This window comes from Methylobacterium sp. 391_Methyba4 (assembly GCF_029691625.1).
GTDB lineage: Bacteria > Pseudomonadota > Alphaproteobacteria > Rhizobiales > Beijerinckiaceae > Methylobacterium > Methylobacterium fujisawaense.
The window spans coordinates 3,966,316-3,979,203 of record NZ_CP121475.1; the positions used below are offsets into that span (position 1 = coordinate 3,966,316).

14 protein-coding genes are annotated in these 12,888 nt (G+C 69.1%); 2 read left to right on the plus strand and 12 right to left on the minus strand.

Annotated elements, in window-relative coordinates:
* Window positions 1-76 precede the first annotated feature (76 nt).
* Both P9K36_RS18640 and P9K36_RS18645 read left to right on the plus strand, forming a co-directional pair.
* Complete coding sequence (locus P9K36_RS18640; protein WP_172685412.1) at window positions 77-1,042, plus strand: mechanosensitive ion channel family protein; 966 nt, start codon at window positions 77-79, stop codon at window positions 1,040-1,042.
* Complete coding sequence (locus P9K36_RS18645) at window positions 1,039-2,337, plus strand: DUF2254 domain-containing protein (RefSeq protein ID WP_278305703.1); 1,299 nt, start codon at window positions 1,039-1,041, stop codon at window positions 2,335-2,337. Before P9K36_RS18640 ends, P9K36_RS18645 begins: the two co-directional genes overlap by 4 nt.
* Before the next feature lie 111 nt (window positions 2,338-2,448).
* Here the strand turns inward: P9K36_RS18645 and P9K36_RS18650 are convergent, their stop codons facing one another.
* The 12 genes from P9K36_RS18650 to P9K36_RS18705 form a co-directional block, all read right to left on the minus strand.
* A complete protein-coding gene (locus P9K36_RS18650) occupies window positions 2,449-3,654 on the minus strand; it encodes a DUF2252 family protein (RefSeq protein WP_172685414.1) in 1,206 nt (401 codons plus the stop codon).
* 112 nt (window positions 3,655-3,766) lie between these two features.
* A complete protein-coding gene (locus P9K36_RS18655) occupies window positions 3,767-4,201 on the minus strand; it encodes a BA14K family protein (RefSeq protein WP_172685415.1) in 435 nt (144 codons plus the stop codon).
* Between the two features lie 480 nt (window positions 4,202-4,681).
* Window positions 4,682-5,452 (minus strand): potassium channel family protein, encoded by a 771-nt coding sequence (locus tag P9K36_RS18660; protein ID WP_278305704.1) that lies wholly within the window; start codon window positions 5,450-5,452, stop codon window positions 4,682-4,684.
* A 28-nt stretch (window positions 5,453-5,480) separates the two neighbouring features.
* On the minus strand, window positions 5,481-5,657 hold the full coding sequence (locus tag P9K36_RS18665; protein WP_278305705.1) for a hypothetical protein: 177 nt from the start codon (window positions 5,655-5,657) through the stop codon (window positions 5,481-5,483).
* A gap of 66 nt (window positions 5,658-5,723) precedes the next feature.
* Window positions 5,724-6,923: a Na+/H+ antiporter NhaA gene (nhaA, locus tag P9K36_RS18670; protein WP_278305706.1), complete on the minus strand. Its 1,200-nt coding sequence runs from the start codon at window positions 6,921-6,923 to the stop codon at window positions 5,724-5,726.
* 529 nt (window positions 6,924-7,452) lie between these two features.
* Entirely contained in the window at window positions 7,453-7,674 is a 222-nt protein-coding gene (locus P9K36_RS18675) for a hypothetical protein (protein ID WP_053611008.1), read from the minus strand.
* Between the two features lie 95 nt (window positions 7,675-7,769).
* Window positions 7,770-8,435, minus strand: a complete 666-nt coding sequence (locus P9K36_RS18680; protein ID WP_278305707.1) for a response regulator transcription factor — start codon at window positions 8,433-8,435, stop codon at window positions 7,770-7,772.
* A gap of 17 nt (window positions 8,436-8,452) precedes the next feature.
* A complete protein-coding gene (locus P9K36_RS18685; protein ID WP_278305708.1) occupies window positions 8,453-10,516 on the minus strand; it encodes an ATP-binding protein in 2,064 nt (687 codons plus the stop codon).
* A gap of 118 nt (window positions 10,517-10,634) precedes the next feature.
* Entirely contained in the window at window positions 10,635-10,934 is a 300-nt protein-coding gene (locus P9K36_RS18690; RefSeq protein ID WP_278305709.1) for a hypothetical protein, read from the minus strand.
* Between the two features lie 207 nt (window positions 10,935-11,141).
* A complete protein-coding gene (locus P9K36_RS18695) occupies window positions 11,142-11,378 on the minus strand; it encodes an Rmf/CrpP family protein (RefSeq protein ID WP_244619851.1) in 237 nt (78 codons plus the stop codon).
* A gap of 242 nt (window positions 11,379-11,620) precedes the next feature.
* On the minus strand, window positions 11,621-12,139 hold the full coding sequence (locus P9K36_RS18700; protein ID WP_172685420.1) for a PRC-barrel domain-containing protein: 519 nt from the start codon (window positions 12,137-12,139) through the stop codon (window positions 11,621-11,623).
* Between the two features lie 138 nt (window positions 12,140-12,277).
* Complete coding sequence (locus P9K36_RS18705) at window positions 12,278-12,721, minus strand: hypothetical protein (RefSeq protein WP_172685421.1); 444 nt, start codon at window positions 12,719-12,721, stop codon at window positions 12,278-12,280.
* Window positions 12,722-12,888 lie beyond the last annotated feature (167 nt).

Below are 12,888 nucleotides of genomic sequence, written 5' to 3' on the forward strand. Positions count from 1 at the left end.
CCCTCGGGCCGTTGATCAAGCGCCGCCGGGTGGCCTCCCAGCCACCTGGCGGCTTTCTCATGTATCGGTGTCACGCATGATCTTCACGGAAGCGCTCGGTCGCCTGGAAGGGCTCGGTCGCTCAGCGGCGGCCCTCCTACCCGGGCTCGCCATCGCCCTCGTCCTGTTCGGCCTCGGCCTGCTCGTCGCCCGGGGCGTCCGCGCCGCCGTGCGCCGGGCCGCGGAACTGCGCGACGCATCTCCGGGCTCGGCCTCAGTGCTGGGGCGCATCGCCGGGGGCGTCACCATCCTGGTCTCGTTCCTGGTGGCGGCCTCGGTGGCCTTCCCCTCGGTTTCGGCGGCCGACCTGTTTAACCTGCTGGGCATCGGCGGCGTGGCCATCGGCTTCGCCTTCCGGGACGTGCTGCAGAACCTGCTCGCGGGCATTCTCATCCTGCTCACCCGGCCCTTCGTCATCGGCGACCAGATCCGGGCGGGCTCGCACGAGGGCACGGTGGAGGATGTTTGGGTGCGCGCCACCGTGCTGCGCACCTACGACAACCAGCGGGTGCTGATCCCGAACGCCACCCTGTTCGTCGACAAGATCACCGTCATCACCGCCCATGACAAGCGCCGCCTCGCCTTTCCGCTGACCATCGGCAACGGCGACGACATGAGGGAGGCGCGCCGCGTCATCGTCGAGGCTTTGCGCGGTACGGAAGGCGTTCTCGCTGATCCACCACCGGAGGCGCTGGTGACCGGTCTCGGCGCGGCCGGCGTCGACATGACGGCGCGGTTCTGGATCGATCCGCCCCGGCGGCGCGACGCGGTCGATGCGCTCGACCACGCCATCTCGAACGTGAAGGAGGCCCTGACCGAGGCCGGCATCGACCTGCCGTACCCGACAAGCCAGGTGCTGTTTCACGACCAGACCGAGGAGACAGACGGCGACAGGACGAGCCAGCGCGAGGGCTGGCCCGCCGGGAAGGGCCCACCGCGAGCCCGCTGGCGCGTGCTGCGGGAGGATGATGCCGTCAGCCGCCGTGCGGAGGACCGGGCGTGAAGGCGCGGCTGCAAGCCTGGGTCGAGATCCTCGGCGACCTGTTCTGGCTGCGTCCGGCCCTGATCGTGCTCGGCTGCGTCCTGCTGGCCCAGTTCGGTGTCTGGCTGGAGACGGCCCACGTCGCCGGCTACGACGCATCCTCCCCGAACACGAACTGGGGCTACTCGGGCGGCGCTGAGGGAGCCCGTGGCCTCCTCAGCGCCATCGCCTCCTCCAACATCGGGGTCGCCGGCACGACCTTCTCCATCACCATCGCGGCCCTGACCCTGGCCTCCGGCCAGATGGGCCCGCGGCTCCTGCGCAACTTCATCCGCGATGCCCGAAACCAAACGGTGCTCGGCATTTTTCTCGGGACTTTCGCCTATTCCTTGATGGTCCTCCGGACGGTCCGTACCGTCGACGAAGATCCGTTCGTCCCTCACCTCGCCATCACCGGCGCGCTCGTCCTGGCGCTGGTCGCGGTCGGGACCCTGGTCTGGTTCGTCCACCACATCGCCACGAGCATCAACATCGAGACCGTGGTCGACGCCGTCCAGCAAGATCTCTTTAAGGCCATCGAGGCCCGTACCCTCGACGCGGCGGATGCGGCGAGGCCTTCCAACGAGCCGACCGGCAGCGCCGTTGCTACCACCGGGGGCGGTTATCTGCAGGCCATCGATGCGGACACCCTGGCCGATTGGGCGGAGGAGCGCGGCGTCACCGTTGCCCTGCGGGTTCGCCCCGGCGACTACGTGCCACGCGGCTTCCCCATCGCGTTCCTGTCGGCGGGCGTCGACGGCGCCGACGAGGCTATCACGAACGCTGTCACCCTCGGGCGCCGACCCGCCTCGCTCCAGGATATCGAATACTCAATCCGGCAACTGGTCGAGATCGCCGTCCGTGCCCTGTCGCCCGGGATCAACGACCCGTTCACGGCCGGCAGTGTCGTGGACCATCTCGGCGACGCCCTGTGCAGGATCGCCCCGCGCCACCTCCCGACGGGCGCGGTCGTACGCGAAGGGCGCGCCGTCCTCGTCCATCCCGTGACCGATTATGACGGACTGTGCGACGCCATGTTCCACATGATCCGGCAGAACTCCGCCGGGTCGGTGCTCGTCCTCGGACGGATGCTCGATGTGCTGACGCGCGTCGCCGAGGTCGAGCGCCTCACGACGCGCCTGAGGGAGTTGCGCCGTCACGCCGACCTCGTCCAAGCGGCAGCCGAGCGGGACGTGGCCGATTCCCACGACTTGGACGACCTTCGTCAGCGCCACGCACAATTCGTGGCCATGCACGAGCAGGGTGGATTCGTTTAAGCCGGCCTCGAACCGCGGCAATGGGGGCCGGGCAAATGGTCAGGGCGAGAGCGAGACGGGTCATGCTGTACCTCCCGTGAGGGCACGGCTCCCGGGTCTCTGGGACCGCCATCAGTGTCGGTAGACGAGATCATGCCCGCAGCAATGGTCGAGGTATCCCGCCTCGTGGCGTCCGACCATCGCCACGAGGCCGTTCCATAGCCAATCTGGCGCATCGACCTCCCGGGTGCCCCGGCGGCGGACCTCCTTACGCCACGTCTTACGCGTCTCGGCCCCCATGAGGTTGGCGTGGCTGTCGCCCACGACGTAGGCGAGATAGCCAGCGACCGCCACGGCGGGCTTGGAGGCGAACTGGTCGACCTCGATCTTGAGGTCCTGGGGCAGCAACTCGCGGACGAAGACCGGGCGGTCCATGATCCGGCCGGCCGCCATGCGCTCTCCAAGGATCGGAGAAAGCGCCCGTGCACCGGCCACCACACGCTCGGCCGGGTCGTTCGGCATCGCATCCGGTCTCGCCGCCGGCGCCACCGAAGCCTCGGCCTCCTTGATGTCGAACAGGGCGTAGCGCGGTTCCCCTGAGCCGTCATGAATTCCGATGATGGCCGCGTAGCGCAGCAGTTCGAGGGAACTGCACCCCTTCACCCAGTAGGCCGCATCGACGACCTCGATCTCCGCCTCGGAACCGCGCCGATGGAGCTTGAGGACGAGGTCGCGCATCGCCGGCTGTGCGAACATGGCGACGATGGATGCATGTTCCTCGGGAGCGAGCGGCCAGAACTTCTTCCCATGGTCAATGGTCGGCCGGCGATGCTTGAGGCGGTCCTTGGCGAGGTGCTTCCAGGTGCGGTCGAAGGCGCAGCGCTGGGTCGCCTCGATCAGCTTGGGCGCCGTCGGTATTTCGTCGCGGCGCCCCCGGGCGAGGGCGAGGGCATAGTTTCGGACGACCGCCTCGACCATCTGCGCGGTCACCGTGCCGGGCAGGTCCGAGGATCGGGCGGCGGAGGCCAGCGACAGGCAGAGCCGGAGCAGGTCGTGGCCGGGATGGCCGACGACAGTCTGGTCGAAGTCGCGGATCTGGACCGCGACCTCGCCGCCGCAGCCTGCAAGGGCACCGAGGTTTTCCACGTGGCAATCGCCGCAAATCCAGATCGGCTGCGTCTCGGGCAAGACGAGATCGGGCATCTCGTCGAGCCATCGATAGAAGTGCCGCGTGTTGCCGCGGACGTACCCGTGGGCCGACCGCGCCATCTTGCGTAGGCGGCGCCGCTCCAGTGCCGCGGGTCGCCCCTCCGGTCCGTAGACCCTGTATTTCGACATTGGTTGATCGTCCCGTTCACCGGGGTGGAGCGGACCGGCGCGACGGCCAGGGGGGCATCGACGCGGTGGGGAATGCCCGCGGACCCGGAAGCGGCCCGCGAGCGTCGCCAGCCTACGGACAGGTGTGCCGGTCGCCGTCGTTGCCGAGGTATGTTCCGCTCGACGCGTCGTAGGACCGGAACCGGCGGGCGCAAGCGGCCACGGCCTCGGAGTTCGCCGCGCCCTGTGCCGCCTGGGCCTGGGAGTTGGCGATGGCGCCCCCGATGATGGCGCCCGCGGCAAGGCCCGCCACGCCTGCACCGACGGCCGCGCCGACGCCCGGTCCGCGGCGATAGCCGTAGCCCCGACGGTAGCCGTAACCGCGTCGGAAGCCATGACCCCGGCGGAAGCCGTGGTGCCGATGCCCGAAGCGCCTGAACTGGACGTAGCTGGTCGGCAGGGTACCGGCGGAGAGTGCCTCGATGGGGGCGGTGGCGGCCCCGGCGACCGCCGGTTGTCCGAGCAGGGACGCTGCGACGGCGGCGGCGAGGGTAAGCGAGAGCTTCATAGGGACCAGGTTCCTGAAGGGCCTCGGATGCAGTCCGGCACCGGTACGGCCGAAGATCGGGGCGGTTGGACCGGCAGGGGACAAGGGCCGGATGCCCGCAGCGGTCGGAGGTCCAGAAACATCCGCCCATCCCGGACGTTCCGCGCATCCGGTTCCGCGTTGGCTGCGTACGACGTCGGGGACCGTGTGGAGACTTCGATGCGGTCCTCGATCTTCCCCCGGTGGGAAGCCGCCCCACGTCGACCATCACGGACGGGCGGTACAGGACGGCGCCGAGCATGATGCAGGCGGCGGCATGCGCGAAACGCTTCGGTCGAGCGGCAGCCGAGATCTCCATGACCGCCAAGAATGGTGGGCTGAACCTCAGTTTCGGACAGCAATGGAACGAGCGTCACCGGGATGCCGCCGCCCACCCAGAAGGGGGGATCTCGCGGCTCTTCGGGACCGTTGCCGGCGCTTCCGCGACGTCGCCCTCGTCGGTTAGCACACTCCTTCGTCGGGGATGTTCAGGAGGTTGCCGCACGCCTTGCAGTGAACGGCGTCCGGCTCGTGGCGCTGCAGACCGCAGGCGGTGCAGGGTAAGCGCACCTTGTAGGGGCGGAACACCACCTGCGCGAGGCGGAAGAACAGCGTCACGCCGCAGATCATCACGAAGACCGACAGCAACCGGCCGCTCGGCCCCGGCAAGGTGATGTCGCCGTAGCCCGTGGTCGTAAGCGACGTGACCGTGAAGTACAGGGCGTCGACCGGCGTCTGGATAGCCGGGTTGTGGTCGTGCTGCGTGGCGTAGACGATGCCGGTCATTGTGAACACGAAGACCACGAGATTGGTCGCGGCCAGGATCGCGTCCTCGTTGCGGCGGAACAGCCTGCTGTCCTGCCGCAGCCGCTCCAACAGGTGGTAGGTGCGCAGCATGCGCAGCGTCCGCAGGATGCGCAGGAAGCCGACCCCCTCCACCAGCAGGGGTGCGAGGAACGAGGCCACCGCCACGAGGTCCGTCCAGGTGCTGAGGTGACCGAAGTCGCGCAGCGGTGCGCGGCTGACGAGCAGGCGGACGGCGAAGTCGAGGAGCACGCACAGGCCAACCGCCACGTCGCAGGCGACGATCCAGGGACTCAGCAGCAGGAACGAGGTGACGACCACGAAGGCGATGGTCGCTACGTCGAACACGAGCATGGCGTAGCGGAAGCGGCGCGCGCGCCCGGTGTCCTCCTCGTAGAGTTCGCGCAGCGTCGCGGTGAATTTCGTCATCGGTCGTCGGGCCGGAAGGGGTCGGATCTCAGGAATCCCGGGTGATGCCGTATCCGGCCATCGCGCCCTCGGCATCCCCCGACAGCCAGGACAGCAGCATCAGCATCCCCATCCCGAGGAGCAGGACCCCGGTGAGGGCGAGGATGAGATCGGACAGACGGCCCTCGATGGCGCCGGGACGACGCCGCGGGAACTGACGAGGCATGATGCTTCACCTGGTTCGGGGATGTCGGGTGGTATTGGCGGCCCAGTCGAACGGCCTGGTCCCGGCTCAGCGCGGGAACGGGCGGGCCGGGGCGAACCGCAGCACCAGTGCCCCGGCGACCATGCAGGCTAGCGAGCCCATCAGCACGCCGACCTTGGTCTCGGCCTCAAGCTCGGGCGCGTTCGCGAAGGCGAGCAGGCCGATGAACAGGCTCATGGTGAAGCCGACGCCGCACAGGAGCGAGACGCCGTAGACCTGCCACCACCCGGCATGGGCCGGGCGCTGCGCCAGCCCGAGCCGCACGGCGGCGATGACGAGGCCGAACACGCCGACCTGCTTGCCCACGAACAGGCCCAGCGCCACGCCGAGCGTCACCGGGTCGAGGAGCATCCGCGGCGTGATCCCCGCGAGCGACACGCCGGCGTTGGCGAAGCCGAAGACCGGCAGGATCAGGTAGGCCGACCAGGGATGGACCGCGTGCTCCAGGATGTGCAGGGGCGAGGTCGGATCGTCCGGCTTGCCGACGCTGAGGCGCAGCGGGATGGTCAGGGCCAGCAGCACGCCGGCGATGGTCGCGTGGATGCCCGAGGCGAGGACGAACACCCAGAGGATGATGCCGAGGGTGAGGTAGGGCCACAGCCGCGCCACGCCGGCCTTGTTGAGCCCGTAGAGCACGGCGAGCGTCGCCGCGGCTCCGCCCAGCATCGGGAGCGACAGGTCGGCGGTGTAGAATAGCGCGATGATCATCACGGCGCCAAGGTCGTCGATGATGGCGAGCGCCGTCAGGAAGATCTTGAGGGAAACCGGCACGCGCGAGCCGAGCAGCGCCAGCACGCCGAGGGCAAAGGCGATGTCGGTGGCGGCCGGGATGGCCCAGCCCCGCAGCGTCTCGGGGGAGTTCCAGTTCACGGCGGCGTAGACGAAGGCCGGCGCGGCCATGCCGCCCAGCGCGGCGAGCCCCGGCAGGATCCGGTCGGGCCAAGTGCGCAGGCGTCCGTCGAGCACCTCGCGCTTGATCTCCAGCCCGACGAGCAGGAAGAACACCGCCATCAGGGCGTCGTTGATCCAGTGCAGGACCGAGAGCGGCCCTATGTGGAACTTGAGTGCGGCGAAGTAGGTGTCCGACAATTGGGAGTTGGCGACGGCGAGCGCCAGCGCGGCGCTCGCCATGAGGACGAGGCCGCCGCCTGCTTCGCTGACGAGGATTTCGCGAAGCGCCGACACGGGGCGGCGACGTCGCGAAATGGCATGGGATTGCGACGACACGGGCACGGGGCTCCAGCGCTGGCGGCCCGACCAGCGCTCGACCTGCCGGTCCGACTGACGGACCGCACACCCTACTGGGCCTATCGCATCTATCCCTGACGGGGACAACCCGCGCCTCGAAGGATCCCTAGGCGGACGGAGAAAGGCTTGCCCGGGAAGGTTCGGGAGCCTGCCCGCAAGCCCACGCTTCGATTTCTCGCGGGAAGCTTCTCTCCTGCCTGTGCGCGGAGCTCTCCCAGGCCGTCGACCGCTATGGGCCGGATGCCGGCTTTCCCTAGCCCCCGACGCTCAGGCCCATCCAGTCCAGCCGCGTCACGTGAAGGCCGCGAAGAAGAATTCGCTATCCCGGAAGCCACCGGCCGTCAGCACCGCGACGTCCGTCTCGGGCGCGAGGGTGTGCAGGTGCCCGGGGGAACAACAACATCGGCGTGGTCGCGCTTCGGATCCGGTGCGGAGCCTGCGGGATCCTTCCGGCCTACTGCAATGAAACCGTGCTCGGCTGTCGCGGGCTCACAGGGCCGTCGACCAGCTACCGCACACCGGCCGCCGGCAACTCATGTCCCAGGATCGCCGCAGCGTGGCCGCGCCGGAGCATCGCCTTGATGCGCAGCTCCCGACCCATGCGCCGCAGCCTGCAGGCGACGGCCCGGTCGCCCGCGCACCCATGCACTGTCGCGTGTCGGACCAGGGCGTCGGCGATGTCGTCGAGTACCGTGGCCTCGCGGACGAGGGGTGCGACGCTGTCCTGCATGGGTCCTCGTCCGGCATCCGTTCCTCACGCACGACGCGCGGACGTTCCGCGCATCGACCTGCCGCCCTCGGGCGACGGGATGGCATTCGTAGGCATCATCGCAGCGTGAGCGCGTCGAGCCAGCCGTGCGCGGCACCGTAGCGGATGATCTCCGCCCTCGTCCGCAGGCCCAGCTTCTCGGCCGCCCGCGCCTTGTACGTCTCGACGGACTTCACGCTGACGTCGATGCGCCGCGCGATCTCCTTGTTGCTGAAGCCCTGCGCGATCAGGCGCAGGGTCTCCGTCTCCCGGGGGCTCAAGGCCTCGCCATCCTCGCCCGGTCCAGCCCCGCCGGCCGATGCAGACGGGTCGGCCAGGGCCTGGCCGGCGACCGATGGGTCGAGATAGACCCCGCCTGCCGCGACGGCGCGGACCGCTCGGAGCAGGTCGTCAGCCGCCGAGCGCTTGAGGAGGTAGCCGCGCGCACCGGCCTTCAGCAGGGGCTGGACGTAGGCGGCATCCTCGTGGACCGTCAGCACCAGCACCCGGGTCGCCGGGCATTCGGCGGCGACCCGCTGCGTCAGTTCGAGGCCGTTGAGGCCCGGCATGGAGACGTCGAGCACCGCGACGTCGGGGACGAGGGTACGGATCAAGGGAAGGGCCTCGCCGCCATTCGTCGCCTCGCCGGCGAGCTCGATCTCGGGATCGGCGTTCAGGAGCGTCCGGATGCCGGCGAGGACGATGGGGTGGTCGTCGGCGAGGAAGACGCGGATGCGGTCCATGGAGCGTTCCTTCATCTTCATGCGAGTTGCTGAGGGTACGGCACGCGGACGAACAGCGTGGTCCCGGAGCCCGGCGATGTCTCAAGCGTGAGGCTTCCCCGCAGCAGGGACAAGCGCTCGCGGATGCCTGAGAGCCCCAGCCGCGGCTTGGCGGCCGGCGTGGGCTCAGCCTCGCCGTCGAAGCCCACGCCGTCATCCTCGATGATGACCCGCACCTCCTCCGCACGCTGCTCCAAGGACACGCTGACCGTCGAGGCCCGGGCGTGCTTGAGGACGTTGGTGAGCGCCTCCTGCACGATGCGGTAGATGGCCGTCTCGACCGCCGCCGGGAGGCGGACGGTCTCGCCCAGGACCTGGAAGTCCGACCGGATGTCGTGGCGCAAGGTCCATTGGCGCAACAGGGTGGCGAGAGCCTCGCTCAGACCGACGTCGTCGAGGGCCGTGGGACGGAGGTCGACGGCGGCACGGTGGATGTCGCGCCCGATCTCGCCGGCCAGCGACTGCAGCCATTGTACGTGGCGGCCGGCTTGATCGGCCACGCCGCCTGTGAGGAGGCGTTCGAGGCTCTTGAGCCCAAGCGACAAGCCGGTGACCGTCTGCCCGACCTGGTCGTGGAGTTCGCGCGCGATCCGACGCTGCTCGTTCTCCTGCGCCTCGCCCAGGCGGCGCAACAGGTCCAGCCGCTCGGCCTCCGCGCGCTTGCGCGGCTCGATGTCCGCCACGACGCCGTAGATCAGGCCTGCGGGGGGCTCCTTCTCCAACTGCGGCACGCGGCCGGTCATGCGGACCCACCGCGCATCCTGCCCCGGGGCGGCGACCCGGAACTCGACGTCGAGCGGCCTGCCGCTCGCGAGGCATTGCAGGAGGGCATCGGCAAGCCGCTGCCGGTCGTCGGCGTGGACCACGTCCAGGACCTTTCGCGCGTCCGCCTCACTCTCATTGCTATGTGAACCGGATGCGTCCCATCCGAGGAGGTGTGCCGCCCGGGCGGAGCCGGTCACTCGCCCGTTCGCGGTATCCCACCGCAGCGTCCCGAGTTCCGCGGCCTCCACGGCCACGGCGCCCTGCTCCTCGCTCGACCGCAGGGCAAGCGCGAACCGCGCCTGCTCGCCGGCCCGGCGCTGTGCCATGTCGCGGCCTACCAGCCAGACCAGCGCGAGGCCGAGGCCAATGCTGACGAGGCTCCCTCCGCCCAGAACAAGGTAGGAGCGTGAGACAGGCCCATTCAGCGTGGCGGCCGGCAAGCCAAAATGCACGGACCACCCGCCCGTGTCCTTCAGCGTGCGGTAGACCACCTCCACGTTCGATCCCTCCAACGTAGACGCAGTGTAGAAGCCCTGCGGCGCGCGTCGGATCGCGGCCTGAAGGGCGGCGTTCGCCGGATGGCCGAGCTCCTCTTCCTCGGCACGGGTGCGCGCGATGGTGTTGCCGTTCGCGTCCACGATGGCTCCGACCCAACCCTCCGGAGCGCCTGCGTCGCGCAGGATCGAGCTGACGGCGTTGGTGGCGAGGCCTACCGACAGGACGTAGCGCAGCTTGCCGTCCCGGATTACCGGCACCCGCAGGGCGACGAGGCGCTTGCCGGAGATCGAACCGACCGGCCCGATGCCGCCCACCACGGGACGCATCGTTCTCACGACCGCGTCGAAGCTCTTGCGGTCGGCGGTGGGCCCCAGTTCCTTGTCGAGGGTGCGGAGAAGGTTGACGACCTGCACGCCATCCGGATTGGACAGTTCGACGGTCTCCCAGAGGGCATGGGCCTGCCGGAGCCGCTCGGCCTCCGAGTAGAAGGCGGCGAGGTCCGGCCGGTCGAGGCTGGCCGAAGCCGCCTCGGTCTGCAGGACCGCGACCTGCGCGGCGATGTCGGAGGCGACGCGCTCGGCCACGCGGGTCGCACTGGCGACGGCGGCATTCCTGGTGAGGTTGCGCTGCTGCTGCGCCATCAGGGTGGCGACCCAGCCGCTGAGCAGCAGGACCGGGATGGCGGCCGCGAAGGCGAGGGCGACGAAGGTGCGGCCGCTCCCTCGGCCCAGATGGTCACCGGTCGGCCGAGCGCCGGTTGCTGAACTGCGTCCGGTCATGGCGCTCGCTCGTGCAGGGTTATCTCGTCGGACGCGTTGTCCGTCCCGCTCATGAAGGACCTGCACGCCTGTCGGCGTCACGACCCCCGGACCGGCGCTGGAACCCGGTTCTCTAAGATCATCCTGCCGGGGGCGGGTCCGGTTTATCCAGGAAAACGTCCGGCGCCGCCGAAGGTGCGTTTCCGGGCTGGGCGAGCTCATCCGTGTCGCCCAGAAGCCGACGTCCCGACTCGATGACTTGCAGGGTCTGGGGATCGCCCTTCTCATCCCGCACGGTACGCTCCATGCGACGCAGCCGGCCGATCAGGTCCGGCGGAGCCGCTCCGCGGGTGAGCTGTGCCTCCACCAGAACGGTCACGACCCGTTCGAGCCGACCTAGGGAACGGTTCCTCAACGCGTCCAGGGACTTGCGTCGCATCTTCTCGACCTCCCCATCGTTCGCCCGGTCTCGGGGAGCCTGGCCGACCCACGGCCGGGTCACGCCTTGGCGACCGGGCTTGTCGGGGAGGATGTATCCGGCGCCGTGGCGTCGGGCATGTCGGGGAAAGCACCGACAGCGGGTCCGGCGTATCGGAAGAGCAGCATCCGAGCTGGCTCGGCTGCCGTTGCCGTTCCACTCAGAGTATCAGGCCGAGGCCAGCGGCGGCGGTTGGGATACGACGGCGTCCCCCATCCCCGGCGCATCGATGTCCGGGAGCAGCCGAGCCGGATGCGGCATGCGAGACGCCGCTTCCCAGCAGGAACCGTCGTAGCCCTCGAACCAGGCCCGGCGCTCGCGGGAATCGCCAGGATATGGACAAGCATCCCGCGGCCGTCCGACTACCCGCGCGCGGGCACCGAGCTTGATGATGTCCATGAGCATGGGCGCGAACTTTCCAGCCTGCCTGAATCTTCTGTTCAGCCATGCCGAGTAGCGCCTGTGTTCTTTTGTCAGGCAAGCAATTTGCTCGGAAGCACCGTTTTCACCGACACGTGTCAGGATCGCCCTGACACATCGGTGTCGTCGTGGAGCTTGACCGTTGCGCCGCCGCCGACCCGAACCGAGGCTCACGTGGGACCATGCCGGAGCGAGGGCTCGATGCCCGAGCCCTCGCCGAGAGGCGATCAGGTGTTCTTCTTGTCGTACTTGAACTCGGGCGCGTTCTTGATCGTGTCCTTGTCGGCATCGACCATCGCCTTCAGCGACCCGCCGGTGCGGTGGAGGACGATCGACGACGGGTCGACAAGCACGTAGCGCTCGCCCATGCCGAGGAAGCCACCGACGCTGACGATGACGCCGGTCACCGTCTTGCCGTTGTCGATGACGAGGTCCTCGATCTCGCCGACGGTCTCGTTCTTGTTGTTGTAAAGGTTCTTGCCCACGAGCTTCGAGGACGTGACATCGGCCGGCTTGGCCGTGACGAACTTGATCTTGGCGGTCGCCGTGTCGGCCATCGTCATTCCGCCGGAGCCAGCGGCCATGGCCCCGCCGTTCGGGGTCGCCGGCATCGCGGTGCCGGCCGGCGGGGTCGCCATCGGCTTCGCCGGATCGTTCGCGGGCTGGGCCGCCTGCTTGTCCTGTGCGAGGGCGGGCATCGCGAGCATGGCGCTGGCGGCGATGGCGCTGATGATTGCATTCTTCATGGCTTGTACCTCGGATTTATGCGTGGACGGCCCGGCACTAAAGGTCAGTGGACCAAGCGATGCCGGCCGGGTTCGTTCGTGTGGCGGAGCGAGGCCTCGTCTTGTATCGAGCGACTATCGCCTCTCTCCGCCCGCTGCTCAGTAGCCGCAGTAGGGTCGGCGCACGCCGTAGCCGTAGCGGTAGCCGACCGGGGCGTAGGGGTAGCCGTAGCCGTAGGACGCCCCGTAATAGGCAGGTCGGGCGGCCGCGGCGGCGAGCCCGAAGCCCAGGCCCGTGGCGAGGCCCAGGCCACGGTAGCCGTAGCGACCGTAGTGGTGACCGTAGCCGAAGCGCGCTGGACGAAAGCCGATGCCGCGGTATCCGCGATAGTGGCCCCGGAAGCCGTGACGATGGCCACGGAAGCCCCGGTAATGACCCCTGTAGCCGCGATGGTGGCCCCGGAAGCCCAGCCCTCGATGTCCGTGGAAGCCGTGGTGATGGCCGACGAAGCCATGTCCCCGGCCGTACGGCCGCGCCTCGCTCGACGGCGAGAACAGAACGAGGCTGGATACTGCCGCGAGGGCGATCGAAAGGCGTTTCATAAACTCGGCTCCCTGATGGCCTTAGGTCCGTCCGCAGCTGGATGTTGAGCCGCGGCACGATCTCGATGGTTAGGCGTGCCCACGGGACGGTGGGGATCGGTGACCGCCTTTCGGTCGCCGGTGTCGCCTGCTTCGGTCCCTGCCTGCGTTCAGGCGGCGGTGCCCAT